This window comes from Lentilactobacillus curieae (assembly GCF_000785105.2).
GTDB lineage: Bacteria > Bacillota > Bacilli > Lactobacillales > Lactobacillaceae > Lentilactobacillus > Lentilactobacillus curieae.
In genome coordinates this window covers 1,538,166-1,561,306 of record NZ_CP018906.1, presented here as the reverse complement: position 1 = coordinate 1,561,306, position 23,141 = coordinate 1,538,166, and the positions used below count along the sequence as shown (strand labels likewise).

Below are 23,141 nucleotides of genomic sequence, written 5' to 3'. Positions count from 1 at the left end.
TAGGGGTGCTTTTTAGTTGTCATCGGTATGTCGAAATAGCGTTTTGATTTCTTCTTCATGACGAGCCAGCTGAATATCATGACTATGCAGCTTTCCTTCGTAGTTTTCATGTTCAGCTTCTTCTTGTTGACGCATTGATTTAACTTCTTTAGTTAGTGATTCGATTGCTGTATTTAGTGCTTGGCTTTTATCGGACATTGGTTTAACGACAATTACCCGAAACAGGTAAAATACAATGCCAGAAATGGAGCCTACTACTCCAATTAGCGAAGCCCAATCTTCGATTGTCAGCCCTAGCATGCGCAATTAAATCACCCCTTCTTAAATTGCACTTTATTTTGATCAGCAGTGATATACATATCCCGGCCAATCATCAAACTTTTACCTGTATTATCAGCGGGAACACATACCAGGACACTGCTTTTAGCCAGCTGTTCATTGGCTGTTGCTTGTAGTTTTGGGTCAGTATAGACCGTCACATAATCAGCGACAATCGTGTACATGCCTGATTCTAGTTCAGTAGTTTCAGGTTGTGCGGGTTGGTCAGGTTGTGGCGTTTCCGGTTGGTCAGTTGTTGGTGTATCGTTAACTGACTTAACTTGATAATCAGCGATTCCGGATAAGCAACCGTCCAGGTCATAACTGAAGTCTACATTCAAGCCGTGACCGTTGTTAGTGTACTGCCATGCATTGGTACCACTTACGCCACTATTTGCTGAACCATATGAAGCAACCCAAATTGGCGCGTTGTTAAATAAGGCGTCCTTATTAATATAGTGAGTTGCCCACCCTTTTTTGAACCATGAAGCGGAAGCGTAGACGACCGTATTCATATATCCGTTGTCGTTTAGGTACTTCAGAAATAGATTTACATCATGCGTGGCGTCAGCCATTACTGATGTATCTTCGACATCAATGATCATGACCGTGGTTTTATCTAGCCCTAACTTCAAGGCTTGCTTCAAGAAAAACTTTGCTTCATTAATTGGGTCGTTGTCACCATAATATTGTGAGTTTCCTTTAAAGAAGTGATAGACCCCCACTGATTCAAACACTTGCAGCCCATTGGCAACTTGTGCGCCAGCTTTGGGGTTAACATATGCTGAACCATTTTCAGAACCTTCGGTTAATTTGACTAACAAACTTGAAGCGTATTTACGCAATGTTTTCAAGTATTCAATTGAACTACCTTGATATGAAGCAATATCTGCAACTTCTCTAGTCATATTATTCACCGTCCTTTACCGGGTCAGGGTCAGCAGCAACTTCGGTTGGTTCGATTGGTCGGTGAATGTCACCACCGATATTGTTTTTGTAATTTTGATAGGCAGATTCGACCTTAGCACTTGCTGCACCTTCAGAAATCGTCTTACCTAAATCATCCATGTGATTAATAACGAAGTTGATGGCTTCCTTCTTACGGTCAGTCGCTGACATATCTTGCATGACTGCCATTTCAGCCACGCCTGCTTTGGCCAAATTGTCGGCAATTTCTAGTTTTTGTTTGGTTTGTTCGTCTTTTTCAGTATCAATCTTTGCTTGAATCAGTGGGTGTAACAATTTGTAAAGTGCCGGAATTACCGTAAGCACAAATGTAAGTACGCTTGCAATATCAAATGAACCATTATTCATAAATATCTCTTCCTTTCAAAATAAAAAAGCCTTATTCAGGCTTTGCTTGGTTTTCTAATTTCGTTAGTCGTGAATCTAAATCTTTGCAGACCAAATGATTCTCTGAATCTATTGCACCTATCAACAGGATTAGTTGCTGGTTAACTGTCAGTTTCTTTGGCTTATTAGGTACATTTTTAAGCATTATATAAGACAATTCTAGCTGCATCACCACCTTTCTTGTTATACTTGATAGCAATAATGGAGGAGAGAATATGAAAAAATCAATTAAACTCGCAATAATTACTTACGGCCTGCTAATGGGCTTTACTGGTGCATGGAGTCAGCAAGCCAGTGCAAGCAAAATTCCTAGCAATTATTCGTTTGATGGCAGTAAGTTTACCGGTCCGATTCCTTACTACTCAATTACCCGTAGTAAAAAAGCCTATATTTGGAATAACCCTCACACCAAACGTGTTCATAACCTAAAAAATTATCCTAACACCATCTGGATGGTATCTAAGGCTTACGTTAAACAAGTTAAGGGAAAAAACGAAGTTTACTATCAGGTCGCTTCTGCATATAATCCAAAAGTGAAGGGAACAGTTTGGTCAGGTTACCTTACAAAGAACACACAAAAAATGGCTACACTCTTTAACGACAACGCTTCTTATATAAGCTATATTGACACCAATCGTGCCTCGAAATTAAATTCAATGGTAAACAAGTTATTTCCAAATTCGGGTATAGATGTAAATTTAGCAAAATATTCATATACAAGATCAAAAAAATACTCTAACCACTTTACAAATTTAAAAGTAATCACTTTTAATCCAGATGATCGTTACGAAAGAATGGCTCCGTCGATTGCCATAAAATATATTGAACAAGATTTGAATAACATGGGATATACAGGTGATGTACGCAAGTCTATGAGTGATTACAAAATTGCCGCAGACTTTGTCGGTAACGCAGAAGCTATCGATAATACAAAAGCTTTAAAACTTTCTAAGCAATATACCTTCCCCGTAAATTTACCAAATTTTGTAGATATGATTGATTATCAATCACGTGCAATAGTTATTGGAATTCCGAAATAATATGTATAAAGCCCTCCTAATGGTAAGGCTTTTTCTTTAATCAAAATCTGATTTAAGAACGCTATAAATATAATGTGTTTTACCACCAGCAGTTCCTGATTCAATACCGAAGTATACATAATTATCCAGTAACTGTGGAGCCTCAATTTCAACATTACCTGATAAATCTGTAAAGGTAATATTAATTATATCTTGAGTCGAAGCTAAGACATTCCAAGGTGAGCGAATAATCTTAGGTACATTATTACTTACAGCCTGTCCACTGGTGAAATATAACCAGTTGTATCCACCATTTGCTGCACTACGTTTGTTAGACAGTTCCATACCTTGCCAGGAATTTTGCGGATAAACATATTTTGTAATGTTTCGACTAGAAACATAAAAACTTCCACCAGATACCAATCTTGGATCAGTTTTGGCACTAATATTGCCATTCTTTAAAGCTTCAAATAGCGGCATAGCATTTAATGCTGTAATCCGTTTAGTTGCACTTGATGTTGATCCTGATCCTTGTGTCCAAATTGCTAACCTAGACTTATCCGATGATAACGCCGCATCCACCCGATGTAGTGACATATTTGGATTTTTACCAGTTCCTAGATTATTCAAATAAGTAATTGAATGAGCGGAATTACTCCAACTCTAGTTGCCCAATGAATAGAATCTTCATCAGTACTTGATTTAGCATACGTTACTACCCAGGCCCATTTGCCGTCATCAGTAGTATCCTTGAAAGGCTCGAAAGTTTGCCCATGCCCAAAGTTAACCAATCTGGTTCTCTTAAAACCAGATCCCGTAAAGTCAATTTCAGTTTGGTTAGGGTTAATTTTACCGTAGCACAACATCATGTCCTTTCCGTCTGATCCATACATTTGTAATGCATAAGCAGTATCATCAGAATCTAAGTAAAACTTTTGCACAACCTGTGAACCTGGCATTATTAATTTATATTTTCTTTTTGCAGTTACCATTATTTATTTCTCCATTTCTTTATTTATATATAATTTTCGACAACATCTTCAAAAACTACTTTATTCATACCAACCTAATCACCCCCTTTATTGCAAAATAAAAAGCACGCCTTTACGTGCTTAACCAAACAATTCTTTCAATTTCTTAACTGAATCACCGTTATCGTCGTCTTTTGATAAGTCCAATAATTCCGCTCTACTTTGTGGGGTCATACCTAGATCTTTCGAAATTGATTTAATTTTCGCAGTAGCTGCGTCGAATATCTGCGTCGACGGGTTCCGCTTATAACCTGTAAAGTTAGTTGCCATGATTTCTCCGTTCGTCGGGTTGGTGACGGTTCGGTACGCTGCTTTGACTGAACCATTTTCCATAATATCTGCATACGCATTTCTCATTTGTTGATAGTTAATGCACCGCGCTTCAATCAAAGTCTTATCTTGGAACTGAATATTAGTTTCTACTTTCGGTCACACAATCGTCGGATTCTGTACGGGAGAATAGTTGAGTTTTCCTAAAGGAACGTTGAATATATAAATAATCGATAGCGAGTGTTTCTTCTATTCATCAATTTTTAAGTAAACAAAAGCAGTGCCACCACTCATTGGATTGAAGTGGTAGCACTGCTAAATATTGAAGAATATTATTCTAACCTATAGACTTGCTATTTATTAACTTTTTCTACAGTACCAGAATACTACGAAAAGTAATGTCAAAAGTCGCATCTTTGTCGCATCTTTTAATCCGGAAATCCTAACTTCAAAGCAACTTGTTCAAAGAAATCACTTCGCTTCCTAGCGATTTGTGACCGACTAAGATTCAATTTCTGGCTAAGTCCGGTCAAAGTTAAACTACGGTTTTTCTTAAAGTATAATTCAGTAATTATTGATAGCGTTTCTGGATCCGTTTCATTCACACATTCATCTACCATTTGTTTAGTGAAACGAAGAAAATTAATTTCTTTATCGGATGCAATAGTTATTGCCATCATGGCTGTCCCTTCATCATTTTTATACTGGGCTTTACCACCACCAACGTTTGCATCCCGTTGAATATATGGATAACTAATTTCATCTTCTCTTTCTTTTATATAACGTTCTATATAAGGATGATCCATAAGAATTTGTTCAATGTGTTTATATGTTCCACTCCTCATTCAGTAGCCTCCCCTAACATAATAATTAAATGCACTGTATTTCTTTTATATGATTTCAAAGCGTAGAACCGGTCCAATAAAATCGCAAGAACGTTTACATATTGAAGGAAAGCCTATTTCGGAATCCCAAAGGGAGGTTTTACTAGACATTGTTACAGCATATCTTAAAAGTAAGGACAAATAATATATGGATGAATTGATTAACTATCTTTGTAATTATGCATACAAACACCACATTGGTTTTATTCTAAGTAGTGATCGTATGCGTTCGGACTATGTGCCCACCTCAAGCTATCTTATGAAGCTAGTTATTATAAACATGAACTGGGATCCTAAAACACAAATTCCATTCCAATTTGCACATGAAATGGGTCATATTATAAATGGTGATAGTGATGTTGTAACGGTTAGCACCACAACTATTAGAGAAGAAAATTCCGCAGACAAATTTGCAATTGATCTTTTAATTGAGTATGCGAAATTAAATGAAATCCCCACATATAATGCTGTTAAATTTACAGAATTATTTGGCATTCCCACTAGACTAGAAGGCTTAGTAGGTAATGAGTTAAAAGCTTTGTATGGTTCTGATGAGTAGCCCAAAAGGATATTTCACCCCATTTCTGGTGACAAGCAACGGTTCAACTCCATTGGTGCAAAAAAATAAGGCAAATAAAGTAAAGATTTTATCATTTGAAAAGATTAAGAACCCATTGTGTTTGTGTAAATCACTTGTGTGATAACTTACATCAGTAGATAATTAGGGTATTGAGGGGAGAGATTTAATTATGAACAAGAAATTTGCAGGGATCATAACAACGGGTTTACTTGCAGCAGGTTTGGGGATTGCAGTACAACAGCCTATAACACATGCAAGTAATGGTTACACCGTTGTTAAGTCGTCATTTCCAGGGGGTATTGGGGCAAAGGTGTATCATGCAAAAAGCTTCTCTAAAAATGCTTATGTTTGGAAACATTTGAATCACAAAGAAAAAGCTGCAAACCTTAAAAACTACCCAAATACCACTTGGTATAGCTCTGGAACAATCGTTTTAAAGCACAATGGTAAAAATTCTGTTTATTATCAAGTTTACAACATGTCACCTGTGTCAAAAAAATTGGTTACCGGTTACGTTTGGCGTGGTTATCTGAATCAGGGTTATAACCCCGATTTTTCTAAAGTAAAAAGTATCTTATTGGACAAAATGACGAATACTGATTACGGTCGTTTTATTTCTCAATCGCCTACTCAAATGGTAACAAGGCAAGTATTATCGCTTTTCCCAAATAGTAAGGTTACTGTTAATGCGTCGTTGTATGCATTGTTCAGAGATACAAAAGATAAACCTAAAGGAAACGTGCTAGCATTTAAAGATGTTGACAACTACTTGAATTCGCCGAATACTGATTCAAATGCTCAAAGGGTAGCTAAAATCAAATCAATGCTATTAAACCATGGTGTTGATTTAAATAAAGCATATACCATAGGAATATATATGAATGGATTTAACTTAAAAAAGAACGTAGATGATCCGCAACAAGGACTGGTATTAATAGAAAAATAATAGATAATACAAAACACACACTTCGGTGTGTGTTTTGTATTATTAGTAACTATTTTTATCTGTACGGTAAATATAATTACCAATTGTGTGCTCACTATCATGGTATGCAATACCTAGATAGATATTAGTACTGTCAATTATCTGCATACTTACCTTTAGATAATCCAGCGGTGTTCCCAAATGTAGTTTTAGTAATTGAAGGTGTTTCACCAGCATTACCACCACTAATATAAACATACCAGTTATCTGAAGCCTTAAATTTATTTGAAAGGTCGATGCCTTGAATGGAACCATTTAACAAGATACTGTAAATGTTTCCTGATACTAACCATGTTTTCTTAATGTTGCCGGTCATATCCGCCATTGAAACAGTGGAACTTGAATCAAGAGCAGTGTTAAGAGCAGCATTGTCGTAAATGGTCATACGGGCTTGCTTACAATTTTTATTAACGGTCATAATTAAGAGATACTTATTATCTGACGATAGAGCAGCTTCTACACGACCAATCGCCCCTTCTGAAGCCCCTGTTGTGTTGATTCTAGTGAGGTAAGTCAATCTATCAATATCTGTAACTTCAAGGGTTTGACCTTCTTGAAATTCAAATCTTCCTAATTGAGTTGCCCAATAATCTTTGTTGTAGTGGTTTGCTTCATTATTTTGTGTTTGAATGCCCTTAGTACCAATCCAAAAGTAATCTTTGCCCTGCCAATTATACAATTCTAATGTTTGGGTATGACCAAAACCATTTAACGTCATTGGTTGGAATTCTGAAAAGTCAATAACACTTCCGCTAATACGTCCTTTTGATACCTTTGCAATTGAAGCACCTTTGAATACTTGCACAGCATATGCAAATTCACCCGCAATAAATGTTTTTTGTGCTACACGCATGTAGCTATCAGTTGAAGGTAGCCCTTCCAATGTGTACTGCTTGTATGCGGCAATGCTTCCTGGTTTCATGCTATGGTCTTTAGTTGCCATTTTTTATTACTTCCTCTTCTGTTTTTTATAATCGGCCGATTACAAAAGTCAGTGTATAACAAAAAGTAATGTCAAATGTCGCATCTTTGTCGCATCTTTTATGGATGGTTCCATGAAGTGAACCTGGTAAAATATTTACGCAGGCTCTTGTAGGGTGATCAACTGCGTTATATCCTGCATAGATTACCATAGACTCGCATACTAGAAACTTTGATGATCCTGAATCTAGCTGAACACAGCAAGTACATATCACTTTCTAAAGTGAGACAACGTTAATTAATTTTGGGGTAAGTCAAAAAGATTAAGAACCCATTGCGTTTGTGTAAATCACTTGTGTGATAAATTACATCAGTAGATAATTAGGGTATTGAGGGGAGAGATTTAATTATGAACAAGAAATTTACAAGCATTCTAATAACCGGTTTGTTTGCTGCAGGGTTGGGGCTTGCTATGCAACAACCAATCGCACATGCCGACCGTACAATTAACAAATATACATGGTACACATATCGTAGTGACGAAGATATCCCAACGTATTACACTAAATCAAAAACAAACGCTTATATCTGGAACACTAATTTTAAAAAGAAAATTCATAATCTTAAAAATTACTACAATACAACGTGGTTCGTTACTAGGTCGTTTGTCCATAATAAACGGGTGTATTATAAAATTAGTAATTTTGGCGGTAAAGTTAGTGGTTATACGTGGTCTGGAAACGTTGCCCCATTCCTTGCCCGTAACATCAACAGCTTTTCTTCTGATAGTGACTATACAAACTATTTAAATACTGACAGGTCGCAAAAATTAGCTAGAGCGGTGCTTAAATTATTCCCCAATGCTGATGTCAGTTTAGATTTGTCAAAAAAGGCAATAAAAAATGTTACTAATAATTTATATCCTGAACTTGAAGGATACAGCCACGTGATAAATTTAAGTTCTTTACAAGGTAACTATACTTTGCCAAGTGTTGTTACAAATGGTAAACCATATTCTTCTAAACAGAATATGCGGTATGTGCTTAGTAGTTCAGCTCCTAGTGCAGCTTATACTGCCCAACAAGTATCAGGTATCTTACAATCAAACGGATATACTTCCAAAAAAATTGCAGCACTTATATCGCAAGGATATAAGTTGGGTATATCCGTTTCTGGTAACCTATATACATCAGCAAATAAGCAAGGGTATCCTTCAACGCTTAAAGGTGGAACAATTGAATATGGCCTAGTGTTGGCAAAATAGTAGGCAAGCACAAAAAAACACTACCTCTATTGGCAGTGTTTTTTCTTTATATTAAAACAATGTTTTATCAATGTAATAAACGTAGTTATTTTTTGTATGATTACCTTGATTATAAGTGTAACTAGCAGGCTTTGTATGAGTTCCAATGCCCAAATATAGATAGTCCTTCAATTGCAATCCTTCGGTTTCAACTAGGCTTTCACCAGTGCTAGGATATTTTGGCCAATAAATATTATATAAAGGCTTACCAATTGAAATTGAACCATTCCAAAGGAACTTTGTGATGTAAGGAGTTTCGCCTTCATTACCTGATGACAAGTAAACTGCAGCACCATCAGACAAATCAATTCCCTGAATAGAATTATTTGCTGTTTTACTGTACAGGCTACCATTAACAGTCATTGTTGAAATAGCAGCAGCACGAACTTCAGCGTCTCCTGCTGAAATGAAGTTCTTTGAACTGTTCTCAATTCTGTCAAAGATAGCATTTACCGCGTTCAAATTGTAACGAGTAAATACAGATTTTGTATTGTGACCCGCTGCGTCTTGAGCCATAGCTAGAATTAAAATTTCCTTCCGGCTAGTGGAAACAGCTGCTTCGGTTCGAAGTAAAGTACCGATTGAAGCGTCGGCCTTTTGTGCCCTGTTAATTGACGACATTCTTGTAATAAGGGTGTTACCAGTGATAGTAGTACCTGCTTTATACTGTACTCGACCAATTTGCGTTGCCCATTTTTTGTCATTTGTCTTAATAGCGACCAAAAAGTAATCAACACCATTATATTGATACCAGTCTAATGTTTGAGAATGACCGGTACCTTTAATAATCATTGTATCTTGGGCAACTGCAGATTGAGCTGTACCTGTGAATGGGTCAATGGGTGCACGTGAGATATATGAATCAGATCCAACCCGTTGCAAGGCATATAAGTTCTTTGTTCCCACATATACCTTTTGAACTGCGTTATCTGAATCTAAATTTGTAATAGTAAAAGCTTTTTTTGCTGGAACTTTTGCCATTTTAAATTACTTCCTCTTCTGTTTTTTATAACCGGCCGATTGCAAAAGTCAGTGTATAACAAAAAGTAATGTCAAAAGTCGCATCTTTGTCGTATCTTTTATGGATGGTTCCATGAAGTGAACCTAGTAAAATATTTACGCAGACTCTTGCAGGGTGCTCAAATTCACTATCTCCAGCATAGATTACCATAGGATCGCATCCTAGAAGCTTTGCTGCTGTTAATAACATCCAAACTAATACAAAAAAAGTCCGGAACAGCAAGGATTCCCAAGCTGTTTCGGACTTTTATTATATATTTATGCGGCCAAGAAGATTCGAACTTCCACCGGGAGAACTCCCGACAAGATCCTTAATCTTGCGCGTCTGCCAATTCCGCCATGGCCGCATCATCAATCAACAAGAATAATTATATCAGATGGCAGCATTCATGACAATGGTTTTTTTATTCTCCGCGAACGGTTGCCCCTTCAGTATCTACATCGAGTATTCTGAGGCTTCCATTTAGGTCCATTTGTTGCAATTCTAAGCGCAACTGAACTAGATCAGATTTCTTGCCCAAAGTTCCTACTGTAGGACCAGCACCACTTAAATATGTGCCGTAAATATCCATTGAATGAGCCTTTTCACGAATCACATCTAGTTCAGGAACAATTGCTTTTCTAAATGGTTCGTGCATCTTATCACCTTCAACTAGTGGCAACGCATCGTGGATTTTTCCCTGACTCATTAGCGTTACAAACATATTGGCTCGGCTACTGCTAAGCACTGCATCCTGATAATTCAGCGTCTTTGGTAATTTTGCTCGACTCTCTACTTCAGAAATTCCGTCTGGGCGGATATACATAAGTGCAGATAGCTCACCCGCATCAATTGCACTAGCAACAGCATCTTTGCCATCATATGTTGATACAATCAAATTGCCGAGAATTGCGGCAGCAACATTCTCCGGATGTCCCTCAATCTCACTACCAATTCTGATTTGTTCGTCAGTGGAAAGATTTAAGTCACCTAGTGAATTTGCAATTTTGATACCAGCCACTACAGCTGTGGTACTTGAACCCAACCCATGGGCAATTGGAACATCAGAAATAACGGTTAACTGGTGTGGATGAATATCTGGGTTTGTTTTTAAGATACTTTGGACAATCAAATTGTTTTCGTCCGTAGGAACGTCATCACCTAATGCATGATTAACCTTCCACTCAGTAGTTTTCTCTTCAACAATCACTGTGTAATACAGCTTAAATGCCAATCCTAATGAATCCATTCCGGGTCCTAAATTTGCGGATGATGCTGGCACCCTAACGATAATCTTTGCCATCACAATTCCCCTTTTCTTAGCTTATTTCTTCTACTAATTTCAATTTACCACGACAACGGCCACAAACATACTTTTTTAAGTCAATTTTTCGCTTTCGTTGGTATTTTAGACCACACTTCTCACAAACGTAGCCATATTTATAAGGACTACCAACCGGTGGCGCAAACCTTGATCCCCCAACAGCCTTCAACAGGTTTTTAAACTCAGGGGTGTTATGCTTCCCAGAATGACCAGATAAATGAAGGTGATAATGGCAAAGTTCATGCTTAATAATCCCTACAAGAACCGTTTGCCCATACTGTTCAGCTATTTTTCTATTGATTTCGATATTGTGATCATTTAGACGATACCTACCACCCGTAGTCTTTAACCTGCCATTAAAGGACGCCTGGTGTAAAAAGGGCTTACCAAAGGATTCCAATGAAACCTGTTCAACTAATCGTTGTAATTCTGAATCTATCAATTCTATTCCTTTTCTGACGCACTTGGTTCAATCATTGACAACTGAATTCGTGAGCGTTTTTCATCAATTGATTCAACGTAAACATTCACGATGTCTCCCACAGCAACAACTGTACTGGGGTCCTTAACAAACTTATTGCTTAGCTTAGAAATATGAACTAAACCATCTTGTTTAACCCCAATATCGACGAATGCCCCAAAATCAACAACGTTCCTAACTGTCCCTTGAAGTTTCATCCCTGGACGAAGGTCACTAATCTTCAACACATCCTGCTTCAGTAACGGAGTGGGCATGTCATCACGAAGATCACGTCCTGGGGCAACGATTCCTTTAATGATATCTTTTAGAGTCGCTTCACCAATATCCAATTGAGTTGCCAATTCTGAAGTATTTACGTTCATCAATTTTTCTTTTGCCGCTTGGGAACCTAAGTCAGACTCATCCAAGTCAAACATCTTTAATAATTTATTTGCTGCAGCATAGCTTTCCGGATGAATATCAGTGTTGTCAAAGGCATTTTTACCACCAATGATGCGCAGGAACCCAACTGACTGTTCAAATGCTTTCGGTCCAAGCCTAGGAACCTTTGTCAATTGCTTACGATCATTAAATCGTCCATTTTCATTACGATAAGTAACAATGTTCGTAGCAATCGTCTTAGATAATCCAGAAATATGGACTAACAGGTCAGGACTAGCGGTATTTAAATTAATCCCAACTTGGTTAACGGCAGTTTCAACAATTTGATCAAGTTTTTCCGACAATTCCTTTTGGGAAACATCGTGTTGGTACTGACCCACGCCAATTGCCTGGGGATCAATTTTAACCAGTTCCGCCAACGGATCCTGAATTCTACGACCGATACTAACTGCTGATCGCTGTTCAACACTGAAGTCCGGAAATTCTCTTCTGGCAACTTCACTTGCAGAATAGACTGATGCTCCAGCTTCATTAACAATTACGTAAAAAATTGGGTGCTTTATTTCTTTAATCGCATCTGCAACAAATTGTTCTGATTCTCGACTTGCCGTTCCATTACCAATGGCGATCATCTCAACATTGAATTGATTGATAAAGTCGATAAATTCACCCTTAGCTGCTTTGCGCTTAGACTCGGATGCCGGTTTATGGGGATAAATTACCGTCTTACCCAAATACTTACCATTTTGGTCAATCACAGCTAGCTTGCACCCTGTCCGATAGGCCGGATCAAACCCCATAACAATTCTGCCCTTTAAAGGTGCCTGCATTAACAAATTGTACAGATTCTTTCCGAACACATCGATAGCATGGGCATCAGCCTTTTCAGTAAGCTCAGCACGAATTTCTCGTTCGATGGCTGGGCCAATGAACCGTTTATACGCATCCGCCGCGGCATCTGCAATTACTTCGGCATTGTAATCATTGTGGTTGCCAATCAACTTAAAGTGGAGGTAATTAGTAATTTCATCTTCGTCGACTGAAATTTTAACACTAAGAATTTTTTCTTTCTCGCCCCGGTTGATTGCTAATACTCTAAATTCTGGAACAGTTTTGACGTTTTCCTCAAAATCAAAGTACTGTTGGTAAGTTTGAGCATCCTCACTGTCCTTAACCTTGGGCTTAACTTTAGAGACTAACACGCCCTTACTTAAAGTTTGTTTACGAATCCACGCCCTGTATTCCGCATGCTCACCGATCTGCTCTGCTAAAATTTCATGAACACCAGCAACTACGTCTTCTTCAGTTGCTAAATCTTTATCAGGATCAACTGCTGCTTTAATTTTCTGTTTGATGTCGCCCGCAAACGTTAATACCGCTTCAGCAACTGGCATCATCCCTTGTTCCTTAGCGATTGTGGCCTTAGTCCGCCGCTTTTGTTTGTATGGCAAATACAGGTCATCGACTTGTTGGAGAGTCTCCGCATTGAGAACCTTAGTTTTTAACCCAGGGGTCAACTGATCTTGTTCAGCAATTTTTTTAACCACATCTTCTTTTCGCTTATCAAGGTTCTGAATTTTCTTAGCTGTATCTTGAATATCCCTAATTTGAACTTCGTCCAGATTATGGGTTCTTTCCTTTCGGTACCTAGCAATGAAGGGAACTGTATCGCCTTCATCTAGCATCTTCAATGTTGCATCCACTTGAGATTTAGAAATCCCCGATAGTTCAGCAACTACCTTTTTACTTAATTCAGTCACTACATTCACCTCAAAATTTTCTCACTAATTATTATATCATTCTGGCCAAGTGTGACAGGTAAGATTTAGACAAAAAAACAGCCAGCCCTCAAGTTTGTGACTTGAAAAGAGCTAGCTGAATTTGATTTCCGGCGTTTGCCTACATTATGCTACCCATGACCCGGTTCGCAGCCTTAGAAAACTTATCAATAAAGTTTTCTTGGTCTTTTTCTGACTGGTTGAACTTGTCAGTATCAATTTGTTGATTATCAGCGTCAATGCTGTCAGTCATGCTTTGGCAAGCATCAGCATAATCGTGATATGCAGCAACCATTGTTTTATGGCGGCCTAAAATTCTAACTGGAACGGATGCATTTTGAAGCTTGTTAACATTCTCCTGGTACTTATCAGTTCCTGATTGGAAATGATCCTTGATTCTAGTTAGTTCAGCAACACTAATTTCACTGACAGAATCATTATCGACTGCCTTTCTTAGTGTCTCAAAATCTGCGTTAAGGTCCTCACCATTAGTACCTGTAAAGTCGATAACGTCTGAAATAACCTTTGCGTAAGTTTGTACGTCTCTTTGTTTCACTTAAATTCCCACCTTAATTATTCTTCATGGAGCACATGACGCTGTACCCATTTTACTACTTCTGTGATGATAACAATCATAATTCCACCGAAAAGTACGACCATCCATTGAGAAGAAACTAATGGAGTTACGTGGAACATCTTGTTAAATCCAGGAACTGCGATAGTAGCAATCAATAAAATTGTTGATGCGACCATTGCCCAATTGAAGAATTTGTTTTTAAACATCCCCACAGTGAAGATTGATTGATGAATCGTCTTCGAGTTAAATGCGTGGAATAGCTGAATTAAACCTAGTGTTGCGTACGCCATCGTTAACGCATCAGCATGGGCCAATGCTTCTGAACTGTGCACTGGGTTAGCGATTGCGAATGCATAAACCGCAAGCGTGATGATTCCTTCAAATAAACCTTGATATAAAATATTGGTCATTATCCCACCGGACAAGAAGTTTGATGTTCTTCCCCGAGGCTTGCGTTTCATAATTCCTGGTTCAGCCGGCTCAACTCCTAAGGCAATCGCTGGGAAAGTATCAGTAACCAAGTTAATCCAAAGGATTTGAACAGGGGCTAAAATTTGCCATCCCATCAACGTCATAACAAACAAGGTTAAAACTTCACCCAAGTTAGCTGATAAGAGGTATTGCAATGCCTTTTGAATGTTAGCAAACACTTTTCTACCAGCTTTAACAGCCGTAACGATAGTGGCGAAGTTGTCATCTGCCAGAACCATATCAGACGCTTCCTTTGAAACCTCTGTACCAGTGATTCCCATTCCAACACCAATATCGGCAGTTTTCAGGGCTGGGGCATCGTTAACACCGTCTCCGGTCATCGCAACAACCTTCCCCTTCTTTTGCCATGCCTTAACAATCCGAACTTTGTGCTCAGGTGCCACCCGAGCGTAAACAGAAACGTTTTCTACTCGTTTTTCAAAGTCAGCATCAGACATCTCTTCCAACTCAGCACCGCTCATAACAGAGCTAGTGTCATTGGGATCATCGATAATTCCTAGACGACCCGAAATTGCTTGGGCGGTATCTTGATGGTCACCGGTAATCATGATTGACTTGATTCCGGCTGTCTTAGCTTCGGCAACGGCTTGGTATACCTCTGGTCGTTCAGGATCGATCATTCCAATTAAACCAACAAAAATCATGTCGTTTTCTTGGGCTTCTGAAGTGAGCTCGGTTGGAACCTGATCAACTGGTTTATAGGCAAAGCCTAGCACCCGCAATGCTGATGTTGCTAAGTCATGATTAGTTTCTCTGATTTTTGCTAAATCATCATCAGTGATGTCACGAACCTCACCATTGTCCACGATTTTAGTAACTCGCATCAATAGCTGGTCAGGAGCACCCTTCATGTTCATCTGAATTGAACCGTCAGGATACTTGTTAAAAGTGGACATTAGCTTTCTTTCTGAATCAAACGGAATTTCAGCAACCCGCTCGTGTTCAGCCAAAAAGTCGTTAACTGGTAATTTCTTATCTAAATAATATTGAATCAACGCCGTTTCAGTTGGGTCACCAACAAGTTCGCCCGACTGGAACTTAGTATCGTTGTTTAAGATCATAATTTGGGCTAATCGATCATCGAGGTTGACTTCTGTTGAACCCGCATCAGTTAACTGTTCATTTAAGAATACCTTTTCAACCGTCATTTTATTTTGGGTTAGAGTCCCAGTTTTATCTGAACAAATAATGTCGGTACTTCCTAAGGTTTCAACAGCTGGTAATTTTCTAATTAAGGCATTATTCCGAGCCATCTGTTGGGTTCCTAAAGCCAATGTAACTGTAACAATTGCTGGTAAACCTTCAGGAATGGCTGCAACGGCCAATGAAATAGCTGTTAGCAACATGTTTAGCAAGCTTTCTGAGCCTCTGAACATCCCTACGGCAAACGTAATCACAGCGATTACTAAAATCAACCAAGTCAACATCTTACCAAGTGACTTTAAGTTTTCTTGCAATGGAGTAGTCTGCTCTTCAGTGGTATTCAGCATGTGAGCAATTTTACCAACTTCTGTATTCATCCCGGTGTAAACCGCAACCCCAACCCCACGACCAGTAGTCACGTTACTGTTCATGAAGGCCAAGTTGTCACGATCACCAAGTGGAAGATCAGCATCCTTGATTGCGGCAACCGATTTATCAACGGGAACTGATTCACCAGTCAAAGCTGCCTCTTCAATCTTTAAGGAATTTGCTTCCAGTAATCTCAAATCAGCAGGAACAACATCCCCTGCTTCAAGCAACACAATGTCTCCAGGAACAATGTCCTCACTTTTAACCGACTCAGTCTGACCATTTCTTAAAACAGTCGCCATCGGTGCGGACATTTGCTTCAAGGAATCAATTGCATTTTCTGCCTTAGCTTCCTGAAAAACACCAAAAATTGCGTTTAAAATAACCACCGCAATAATAATAATTGCATCAATATGTTCGCCGGCAATCCCGGCAATAATCGCAGCGACAATCAAAATGATAATCATTAAGTCTTTAAATTGCTCAATGAACTTTTGCAAAATGGTTGTTCGCTTTTGGGCTTGCAGTCGGTTAAAACCAAATTCTTCTTGTCTTGCCTTAACCTCTTCGTTATTTAAACCGTTCTTGGTGGCACTAACCTTCGATAGTACTTCATCTTCCGACAATTGATAAATTGTCTTTCTTGCTTCCGCCATTGCTTTCCTCCTCTAAAGAAAAAGAGACTTACGAATCCAGTAACTGAATTGCATAAGTCTCACCATTTAAGATATCCCGGAAATCACATTGATTTCACGTTGACGAGATAGTCACGACTTAGTCGCTGGTTACTCCCTCTTTTAATAATGATTATACCCATAAGCCATTTCTTTTGTCACGATTTTACTTCCAAAAATTATCGTAAACATTAATTGGTGTGTGGCGCTTATGAGCTGTTTTGTCATACCAACCTTCAATAATCTCTGCAGCATGGTCTGAAACTTCATGCCCCTCTAGATAGTTATCGATGTCTGTATATGAAACGCCTAAAGCAACTTCATCAGGAAGTGCTGGTCGATCTTCCTCAAGATCAGCCGTGGGCGTCTTTTCATAAAGATGCTTAGGGGCATCGAGATATTCAAGTAGACTTCTTCCTTGGCGCTTATCTAATCGCCAAAGCGGGGTAATGTCTGCTGCTCCGTCACCAAACTTAGTATAAAAACCGGTAACCGCTTCTGCAGCATGATCAGTACCAACTACAGCTGCAGACTTAGCTGATGCGATTGCGTACTGAGCGATCATTCGTTGACGAGCTTTAATATTTCCCTTGTTAAAGTCAGAAATTTCAATGTTGTTTGCAGCAACTGACTTTACCGCTTCATCTACAGTTGGCTTAATGTCCACCCGTGCCACGTTATCTGCTTGCATGAACTCAATGGCAGCTAAGGCATCAGATTCATCTGCCTGCACGCCATATGGCAACCGAACAGCTGTAAATTGGTAGCTCATGTCACCAGTTTCATCCCTAAGCTCTGAGATGGCCATCTGTGATAGTTTTCCCGCTAATGTGGAGTCTTGGCCACCAGAAATGCCCAAAACTAAGCCCTTTAAAAATGAGTATTTTAGTAAGTAATCTTTTAAAAAATCAACACTGCGGCGAATTTCTTGTTCAGGGTCAATCTCTGAACTAACCCGCAAGTCAGCGATTATCTTTGCTTGTTTGTCTCTCATTAATTTTTCTCCGAACCGTACTTGATTTTTTGAACGTAACTGTGAACTTTTTCAATAATTTTCTTTTTGTTATCCCAACACTTTTGAGATAAGTCAACCGGATAATCTTCAGGATTCAACTCCCGCTTATACTCAGGCCACAATGAAGCCAAAGCACTCTTTGCATAAGCTTGAATCTCTTTCAATGTTGGTTGTTTATAAACTTGCTCTCCACCAACGAAGATATCTTGAAGAAGTGGACGAGCATCAAAGTTTGAAACTGTCTTATTAATGTACGTGTATTGTGGGTGGAACATGAAAATTGAATCTTCCTTACGAGGATCTTCATCGTGAAGGGTCACGTAATCACCTTCAGACTTACCATCCTCCTTGTCAGTAATTCGCCATACTTGTTTCTTTCCTGGAGTAGAAACCTTTTCAGCGTTACTTGAAATCTTGATGGTGTCAATCATCTGACCATTCTCGTCTTCACAGCTAACCATCTTGTAAACGGCGCCAAGTGCGGGTTGATCAAACGCAGTAATTACTTTGGTTCCAACACCCCAAATATCAATTTTAGCGTGTTGCATTTTTAAACTTGCAATCGTGTTTTCGTCCAGGTCATTTGATGCGTAGATTTTAGCATCTGGATAACCAGCTTGATCCAACAATTCACGAACGCGTTTCGACATGTAGGCCATGTCACCAGAATCAATTCTGACACCTTGGAAGTTGATTTTGTCTCCCATTTCATCAGCGACTTTGATTGCTGATGGCACCCCACTCCTCAAAGTGTCATAGGTATCAACTAAAAATACACAGTCATGATGAGTTGAAGCGTACGCCTTGAAGGCATCATAATCATTCCCAAATGCTTCAACCATTGAATGGGCATGGGTACCGCTAATTGGAATTCCAAACATCTTGCCTGCAAGGACGTTAGACGTTGAGTCAAAGCCACCAATAACGGCAGCTCTAGTTCCCCAAAGGGCTGCGGATACTTCTTGAGCACGCCGACTACCAAATTCCATCAGCGGATCATCACCAACAGCAACTCGAATCCGAGAAGCCTTAGTTGCAATTAACGTCTGGTAATTGATCATGTTCAGAATTGCCGTTTCAACCAACTGACATTCAGCAAGGGTTCCTTCAACCTGTAAAATTGGTTCGTTGTTAAAGACAAGATCCCCTTCAAGTGCTGAGCGAATATCACCTTTAAACTTAAAGTTACGAAGATATTCCAAAAATGATTCTGGATAATCCGTAACTTCACGCAAGTAATCAATATCTTCATCAGTGAAGTTCAGTTCATTGATGTACTTAATTATGTGTTCTAGGCCAGCGTACACTGCATAACCATTTCCAAAAGGTAAGTTTCTGAAGAACACCTCAAACACAGCATGACGATTTTCCATATTTTTTTCAAAGTATGTCGCCATCATGTTGATTTCGTAAAAATCTGTATGTAGAGTTAAATTAGTTTCATCTGACATGGTAATCACCGTATCCTCCTGGGATAATTGATATATAATTATCCTTAATTCTAGCATTTATTTTTGCTTAGCGACAAATTAAACTGCATTATTTTTAATGCGAAAGGAATTACATATGACTGAACCAATGAATCAGGTTTCAATTTTAGGAATTAATTTTGATGATACCACCCTAGACAACTTTGTCCGTGTACTCACTAAACGGATTGACAACCATCTACGAACCTTTGTTGTCACTGCTAATCCAGAGATTGTGATGTACGCAAATGAACACAAGAAATTCGCCCACCTAATCAATAATGCGGACTACACCATCCCCGATGGCATTGGCATTATTTTAGGTGCAAAACTACTCGCTACCCCATTATCAGAAAGAGTAGCGGGATACGATGTATTTACCAGAATGCTCAAGTGGGGATCAGACAACCAAAAGACGGCATTTTTTGTCGGTGCCAAGCCTAACGTTATTGCTGATTTACGCAAGATTGTCTCTCGCGAATATCCAGGTCTGATAATTGGCGGAACTCAGGACGGCTACTTCACAGATGAACAGGCGGTCGCAGAGGCAATTCGTCAAGCAGATCCTGATATGGTATTTGTTGCAACCGGTTCTCCCAAACAAGAAGAGTTCATTAGTCGTAACATCAACAAGGCTGAGGCTTTATTCATGGGAATTGGTGGCTCATTCGATGTGTTAACTGGTAACGTTAAACGAGCTCCAAAGAAGTGGCAGGATCTCAAGCTCGAATGGCTGTACCGAGCAATTAAAGAGCCAAGTCGCTTTAAACGATTAGCGATTTTGCCAAAGTACTTGGCTGATGTGGCTAAGCAAAGAATTAATAATAAATAAAAGGGAGTGGTACAGAAGGCATACGAAGACGCTTTCGTTGTACCACCCCCGCAAGACCAACAGTAACTGAGAGTCATTACTGACGACTCTCAGTCCTGATGGTTACTGCGTGTAGCAACTATCTGAATAAAAGAAAAAAGCCGTTATAATTTCAAAAATTTAAATTATAACGGCTTTTTTCGGTGAACCTAGTTTTGTCTCAGCTGCTTTTTACTATTCTTTTTCCAAATAGAACTCGAATCGTTCGCCCACATACTGAGTCCGAACGTATTCAAATGGTCGGCCGTCTTGCAGATTAGTAATTTGACGTAGACGTAAAATTGGATCACCACGTTTGATATCCAAAAATTCTGAAATTCTTTCAGAGGCCAACATCGCTGAAACGGTTTGCTTGGCTTTCCCCAAAACTAATCCCTTTTTTTGTTCTAGTGAACGGTAAAGTGAGCTGGTTACCTCCGCTTTATCAAGCCCCTCAATAATGTTCTCCGGAACCGTTGCCACCTCAAAACAAATCGGAACGTTATCTCCATACCGGATTCGTTCCATCCGTAGCACTAGATCAGTTTCCTTAATGTTTAACTTTTCCATTTCTGATAGTGAAGGTTCCATTGTGTGGTAAGAAATCGTTTTAGAAGATGGCTGCTTACCTTGTGCAAGCATCAAGTCAGTAAACCCAGTCACACCTGCCATCTTCTCTTGAACCTTTTGGTTAGCGACAAAGGTACCGGAACCAACTCGACGTTCAAGGATTCCTTCGTCTACTAAAGTTTGAATGGCTTGACGAAGCGTCATTCGGCTTACTCCAAAATCAGCAGAAAGTTCTCGCTCAGAAGGGATTCTGTCACCGACTTTCCACTTGCTTGCTTCGATATTTCTCTTAATCTCGTTATGAATTTTAATATAAATTGGTAAGCCCATGCCACCAACTCCTTTAACGTCTATTTAATGGTTCTCCCTGGTAATAAGTTTGCCAAAGGTCTAGGTCATTGTCAAATACATTTACATTTGCCACTGATCCAGTAACTAAGATTCCTTGATCAGCTAGCCCCAATTCTCTCGCTTGGTTAACGGAGCTCATCTTGACCGCATCAAGTAAGCTACATCCTGTAAATTGGATCATATTTTTAAAAGCGTCCTTAAATTTAAGTACCGAGCCAGCTAAATGACCATTGATTAGCTTTGCTGCTCCGTTTGCAACGTTAACTTGTTGGCCACCTAGCTCATAAACCCCATCGGGCATTCCGCGTGCCTCCATCGAATCAGTAACTAATTCCAATCGGTCAGATCCAATTTGTTGGTAGGCAATTTTAACAGCTTCCGGTGAGACGTGGATTCCATCCACGATTAACTCAACATTTAGTTTTGGGTTTAAGAATGCTTCTCCCACTACCCCAACGTCTCGATGGTGTAGTGGAGTTTGTGCATTGTACAAATGAGTAACTCGGTCAGCATGAGCTTTGTCGGCTTCGGTGAAGGTCGCTTGTGAATGACCAATCGATGCCAAAATACCATTCTCATGACACTGGGTTTCAAGCATGTCTGAATTAGGAAGTTCAGGTGCATACGTCACGGCCTTAATTCTGCCTTTTGCAATTTGTTGCCAGTTATCAAACAAATTTGGATTGAAATTGATAATTTCTGATGCAGGTTGTGCTCCGTGATAGGCCTTCGCAACAAATGGCCCCTCTAAATGAATGCCCAGGATTCCCTCACTTGTTTCAGTAGCCTTCACAATCGATTTAAGGGCACTTTGGATGTTAGGAACACTCTGAGTCATTGTGGTTAGTAAAACGCCTGTAACGCCTTCCTGGGCGAGCTTTTTGACTAGCTGAACTAAATCCTCGGGATTTCCCGTCATCGTATCAATGCCATAGCCACCGTGGCAATGCATATCTATAAACCCTGGCACAACGATTTTGCCAACACAATCAATCTGCTGATCATCTGGTTGCGGCTCAAAATCTGCCATCATTCCTGAATCGATTATCCGTTTTTCAAACCGTAGAAAAGCATTTTTAATTTCTGTTTGACCGTCAATTAGCCTGATGTTGGTTAAAACTCGCGCCATTAGTTATTTCCCGTTGACTTCTCAATTGTGGCATCAATCCCTTTGACTACGGCGTTCAGCAATCCTGCTTGTTCCATTGCTAAAAGGCCGGCAATGGTATCACCACCTGGTGAGCAAACTTTGTCGATGATCTCAGCGGGAGTTTCTCCAGATTCAATTAAAGATTGGGCTGATCCTAAAGTCGTCTGGGTGGCAATCTTGGTCGCAACTTCTTTAGTAAAGCCATATTTTACCCCTGCCCGGCTAAGAGCATCGATGAAGAAATCAATGTACGCTACCGCACTTCCAGAAATCGCACTGAAGTTAGCAAATTGTGATTCTGGCATCTCTGAAACCTCACCTAAAGCTGCCACAAACTTCATTGTGTAATCTAGATTATCACCAGTTAAATTTTCGTTAGCTGCAACAGCAGTCATTCCAGCATTGAATGCAGAGTTAACGTTAGGAAGAATTCTCAAAATTGGTTGGTTATAGTCCGTCAACTCTTCTAGTCGATCCAAGGTGATTCCTGATGCCATTGAGATGACTGGCTGGGTCGGATTTAAAGTGCCCGCAATTTCATTCAAAACGGGTTTAACAACTCCTGGAACAACCCCAATCACTACAACGTCACTCTTCTGGGTCAACTCAGAATTAGTGTCACAGCTAGTAAGTCCATGCTCCTGTGCGTAAGGAACATAACTTTCTTTGTGTTGACTATGTACCAAAATATCGTTTGCTTCAATAAACTTTGCTTTTAGTAGTCCCTCAATAATTGCCCGAGCCATTGCACCCACACCAATAAAACCAATTTTCATAATGTAATTCCTCCTGCAAAATTTGTCTATGCCAATTCTTATAATTTGACTTTATCCGATAATTGGATAATTTGCAA

General features: G+C 39.3%; 24 protein-coding genes and 1 tRNA gene. 5 read left to right on the top strand and 20 right to left on the bottom strand.

Going from position 1 to position 23,141, the window contains the following annotated elements; translation table 11 throughout:
* Window positions 1–12 precede the first annotated feature (12 nt).
* The 3 genes from PL11_RS07525 to PL11_RS07515 are packed head-to-tail and all read right to left on the bottom strand — an operon-like array spanning window position 13 to window position 1,632.
* Window positions 13–306, bottom strand: coding sequence for a hypothetical protein (locus PL11_RS07525; protein ID WP_035167626.1), 294 nt, complete (start codon window positions 304–306; stop codon window positions 13–15).
* Between the two features lie 5 nt (window positions 307–311).
* Complete coding sequence (locus PL11_RS07520; RefSeq protein WP_052127799.1) at window positions 312–1,226, bottom strand: GH25 family lysozyme; 915 nt, start codon at window positions 1,224–1,226, stop codon at window positions 312–314.
* A gap of 1 nt (window position 1,227) precedes the next feature.
* A complete protein-coding gene (locus PL11_RS07515) occupies window positions 1,228–1,632 on the bottom strand; it encodes a hypothetical protein (RefSeq protein WP_052127800.1) in 405 nt (134 codons plus the stop codon).
* 254 nt (window positions 1,633–1,886) lie between these two features.
* Between PL11_RS07515 and PL11_RS07510 the strand changes: the two genes are divergently transcribed.
* Window positions 1,887–2,711: a hypothetical protein gene (locus PL11_RS07510; protein WP_052127801.1), complete on the top strand. Its 825-nt coding sequence runs from the start codon at window positions 1,887–1,889 to the stop codon at window positions 2,709–2,711.
* A 36-nt stretch (window positions 2,712–2,747) separates the two neighbouring features.
* Here the strand turns inward: PL11_RS07510 and PL11_RS07505 are convergent, their stop codons facing one another.
* The 4 genes from PL11_RS07505 to PL11_RS07495 form a co-directional block, all read right to left on the bottom strand.
* The gene (locus PL11_RS07505) at window positions 2,748–3,320 is read right to left on the bottom strand and encodes a class III bacteriocin (protein ID WP_250637999.1); all 573 of its coding nucleotides are present in this window, start codon (window positions 3,318–3,320) and stop codon (window positions 2,748–2,750) included.
* The gene (locus tag PL11_RS10430; protein ID WP_250637998.1) at window positions 3,317–3,682 is read right to left on the bottom strand and encodes a helveticin J family class III bacteriocin; all 366 of its coding nucleotides are present in this window, start codon (window positions 3,680–3,682) and stop codon (window positions 3,317–3,319) included. The genes PL11_RS07505 and PL11_RS10430 overlap by 4 nt, the downstream gene beginning before the upstream one ends.
* Window positions 3,683–3,802: 120 nt before the next feature.
* Window positions 3,803–4,132 (bottom strand): phage terminase small subunit P27 family, encoded by a 330-nt coding sequence (locus tag PL11_RS07500; protein WP_035167630.1) that lies wholly within the window; start codon window positions 4,130–4,132, stop codon window positions 3,803–3,805.
* 287 nt (window positions 4,133–4,419) lie between these two features.
* Entirely contained in the window at window positions 4,420–4,836 is a 417-nt protein-coding gene (locus PL11_RS07495; RefSeq protein WP_035167632.1) for a hypothetical protein, read from the bottom strand.
* A gap of 187 nt (window positions 4,837–5,023) precedes the next feature.
* Here PL11_RS07495 and PL11_RS07490 point away from each other — a divergent pair, with 187 nt between their 5' ends.
* The gene (locus tag PL11_RS07490) at window positions 5,024–5,434 is read left to right on the top strand and encodes an ImmA/IrrE family metallo-endopeptidase (RefSeq protein ID WP_035167634.1); all 411 of its coding nucleotides are present in this window, start codon (window positions 5,024–5,026) and stop codon (window positions 5,432–5,434) included.
* 190 nt (window positions 5,435–5,624) lie between these two features.
* A complete protein-coding gene (locus PL11_RS07485) occupies window positions 5,625–6,401 on the top strand; it encodes a hypothetical protein (RefSeq protein ID WP_052127802.1) in 777 nt (258 codons plus the stop codon).
* A 133-nt stretch (window positions 6,402–6,534) separates the two neighbouring features.
* Here PL11_RS07485 and PL11_RS07480 read toward each other — a convergent pair whose 3' ends face one another.
* On the bottom strand, window positions 6,535–7,383 hold the full coding sequence (locus PL11_RS07480; protein WP_035167636.1) for a helveticin J family class III bacteriocin: 849 nt from the start codon (window positions 7,381–7,383) through the stop codon (window positions 6,535–6,537).
* Window positions 7,384–7,770: 387 nt separating this feature from the next.
* On the opposite strand from PL11_RS07480, the gene PL11_RS07475 reads away from it, so the two are divergent.
* Window positions 7,771–8,625, top strand: coding sequence for a hypothetical protein (locus tag PL11_RS07475; RefSeq protein ID WP_052127803.1), 855 nt, complete (start codon window positions 7,771–7,773; stop codon window positions 8,623–8,625).
* Between the two features lie 51 nt (window positions 8,626–8,676).
* Here the strand turns inward: PL11_RS07475 and PL11_RS07470 are convergent, their stop codons facing one another.
* The 9 genes from PL11_RS07470 to PL11_RS07430 all read right to left on the bottom strand — a co-directional run bounded on the left by PL11_RS07470 (window position 8,677) and on the right by PL11_RS07430 (window position 19,349).
* A complete protein-coding gene (locus PL11_RS07470; protein ID WP_035167637.1) occupies window positions 8,677–9,645 on the bottom strand; it encodes a helveticin J family class III bacteriocin in 969 nt (322 codons plus the stop codon).
* Between the two features lie 300 nt (window positions 9,646–9,945).
* A tRNA-Leu gene (locus PL11_RS07465) sits at window positions 9,946–10,031 on the bottom strand.
* 57 nt (window positions 10,032–10,088) lie between these two features.
* Complete coding sequence (gene thrB, locus PL11_RS07460; RefSeq protein WP_035167638.1) at window positions 10,089–10,967, bottom strand: homoserine kinase; 879 nt, start codon at window positions 10,965–10,967, stop codon at window positions 10,089–10,091.
* A 16-nt stretch (window positions 10,968–10,983) separates the two neighbouring features.
* Window positions 10,984–11,430, bottom strand: coding sequence for a SprT family protein (locus PL11_RS07455; protein ID WP_035167639.1), 447 nt, complete (start codon window positions 11,428–11,430; stop codon window positions 10,984–10,986).
* A gap of 2 nt (window positions 11,431–11,432) precedes the next feature.
* A complete protein-coding gene (locus PL11_RS07450; protein ID WP_035167640.1) occupies window positions 11,433–13,610 on the bottom strand; it encodes a Tex family protein in 2,178 nt (725 codons plus the stop codon).
* Between the two features lie 139 nt (window positions 13,611–13,749).
* Complete coding sequence (locus PL11_RS07445; protein ID WP_035167642.1) at window positions 13,750–14,184, bottom strand: hypothetical protein; 435 nt, start codon at window positions 14,182–14,184, stop codon at window positions 13,750–13,752.
* A 17-nt stretch (window positions 14,185–14,201) separates the two neighbouring features.
* Window positions 14,202–16,865: a calcium-translocating P-type ATPase, PMCA-type gene (locus PL11_RS07440; protein WP_035167643.1), complete on the bottom strand. Its 2,664-nt coding sequence runs from the start codon at window positions 16,863–16,865 to the stop codon at window positions 14,202–14,204.
* Between the two features lie 184 nt (window positions 16,866–17,049).
* A complete protein-coding gene (gene nadE / locus PL11_RS07435; RefSeq protein ID WP_035167644.1) occupies window positions 17,050–17,877 on the bottom strand; it encodes an ammonia-dependent NAD(+) synthetase in 828 nt (275 codons plus the stop codon).
* A complete protein-coding gene (locus tag PL11_RS07430) occupies window positions 17,877–19,349 on the bottom strand; it encodes a nicotinate phosphoribosyltransferase (RefSeq protein ID WP_035167703.1) in 1,473 nt (490 codons plus the stop codon). Before PL11_RS07430 ends, nadE begins: the two co-directional genes overlap by 1 nt.
* A 115-nt stretch (window positions 19,350–19,464) precedes the next feature.
* Between PL11_RS07430 and PL11_RS07425 the strand changes: the two genes are divergently transcribed.
* Window positions 19,465–20,199: a WecB/TagA/CpsF family glycosyltransferase gene (locus tag PL11_RS07425; protein ID WP_035167645.1), complete on the top strand. Its 735-nt coding sequence runs from the start codon at window positions 19,465–19,467 to the stop codon at window positions 20,197–20,199.
* A gap of 213 nt (window positions 20,200–20,412) precedes the next feature.
* On the opposite strand, the gene PL11_RS07420 is transcribed toward PL11_RS07425, so the two are convergent.
* The 3 genes from PL11_RS07420 to proC are packed head-to-tail and all read right to left on the bottom strand — an operon-like array spanning window position 20,413 to window position 23,064.
* A complete protein-coding gene (locus tag PL11_RS07420) occupies window positions 20,413–21,117 on the bottom strand; it encodes a GntR family transcriptional regulator (RefSeq protein ID WP_035167646.1) in 705 nt (234 codons plus the stop codon).
* A gap of 13 nt (window positions 21,118–21,130) precedes the next feature.
* Window positions 21,131–22,267 carry an N-acetylglucosamine-6-phosphate deacetylase gene (nagA, locus tag PL11_RS07415; RefSeq protein WP_035167647.1) on the bottom strand — a complete coding sequence of 379 codons (1,137 nt, stop codon included), beginning with the start codon at window positions 22,265–22,267 and terminating at the stop codon, window positions 21,131–21,133.
* A complete protein-coding gene (proC, locus tag PL11_RS07410; RefSeq protein ID WP_035167648.1) occupies window positions 22,267–23,064 on the bottom strand; it encodes a pyrroline-5-carboxylate reductase in 798 nt (265 codons plus the stop codon). The genes nagA and proC overlap by 1 nt, the downstream gene beginning before the upstream one ends.
* Between the last annotated feature and the right edge of the window lie 77 nt (window positions 23,065–23,141).

Excerpts from the sequence above, each read along its gene's own strand:
- PL11_RS07520 (WP_052127799.1), bottom strand. The coding sequence starts at position 1,226 with ATGACTAGAGAAGTTGCAGATATTGCTTCATATCAAGGTAGTTCAATT.
- PL11_RS07515 (WP_052127800.1), bottom strand. The coding sequence starts at position 1,632 with ATGAATAATGGTTCATTTGATATTGCAAGCGTACTTACATTTGTGCTT.
- PL11_RS07510 (WP_052127801.1), top strand. The coding sequence starts at position 1,887 with ATGAAAAAATCAATTAAACTCGCAATAATTACTTACGGCCTGCTAATG.
- PL11_RS10430 (WP_250637998.1), bottom strand. The coding sequence starts at position 3,682 with ATGGTAACTGCAAAAAGAAAATATAAATTAATAATGCCAGGTTCACAG.
- PL11_RS07495 (WP_035167632.1), bottom strand. The coding sequence starts at position 4,836 with ATGAGGAGTGGAACATATAAACACATTGAACAAATTCTTATGGATCAT.
- PL11_RS07490 (WP_035167634.1), top strand. The coding sequence starts at position 5,024 with ATGGATGAATTGATTAACTATCTTTGTAATTATGCATACAAACACCAC.
- PL11_RS07485 (WP_052127802.1), top strand. The coding sequence starts at position 5,625 with ATGAACAAGAAATTTGCAGGGATCATAACAACGGGTTTACTTGCAGCA.
- PL11_RS07480 (WP_035167636.1), bottom strand. The coding sequence starts at position 7,383 with ATGGCAACTAAAGACCATAGCATGAAACCAGGAAGCATTGCCGCATAC.
- PL11_RS07475 (WP_052127803.1), top strand. The coding sequence starts at position 7,771 with ATGAACAAGAAATTTACAAGCATTCTAATAACCGGTTTGTTTGCTGCA.
- PL11_RS07470 (WP_035167637.1), bottom strand. The coding sequence starts at position 9,645 with ATGGCAAAAGTTCCAGCAAAAAAAGCTTTTACTATTACAAATTTAGAT.
- thrB (WP_035167638.1), bottom strand. The coding sequence starts at position 10,967 with ATGGCAAAGATTATCGTTAGGGTGCCAGCATCATCCGCAAATTTAGGA.
- PL11_RS07440 (WP_035167643.1), bottom strand. The coding sequence starts at position 16,865 with ATGGCGGAAGCAAGAAAGACAATTTATCAATTGTCGGAAGATGAAGTA.
- nadE (WP_035167644.1), bottom strand. The coding sequence starts at position 17,877 with ATGAGAGACAAACAAGCAAAGATAATCGCTGACTTGCGGGTTAGTTCA.
- PL11_RS07430 (WP_035167703.1), bottom strand. The coding sequence starts at position 19,349 with ATGTCAGATGAAACTAATTTAACTCTACATACAGATTTTTACGAAATC.
- PL11_RS07425 (WP_035167645.1), top strand. The coding sequence starts at position 19,465 with ATGACTGAACCAATGAATCAGGTTTCAATTTTAGGAATTAATTTTGAT.
- PL11_RS07420 (WP_035167646.1), bottom strand. The coding sequence starts at position 21,117 with ATGGGCTTACCAATTTATATTAAAATTCATAACGAGATTAAGAGAAAT.
- nagA (WP_035167647.1), bottom strand. The coding sequence starts at position 22,267 with ATGGCGCGAGTTTTAACCAACATCAGGCTAATTGACGGTCAAACAGAA.
- proC (WP_035167648.1), bottom strand. The coding sequence starts at position 23,064 with ATGAAAATTGGTTTTATTGGTGTGGGTGCAATGGCTCGGGCAATTATT.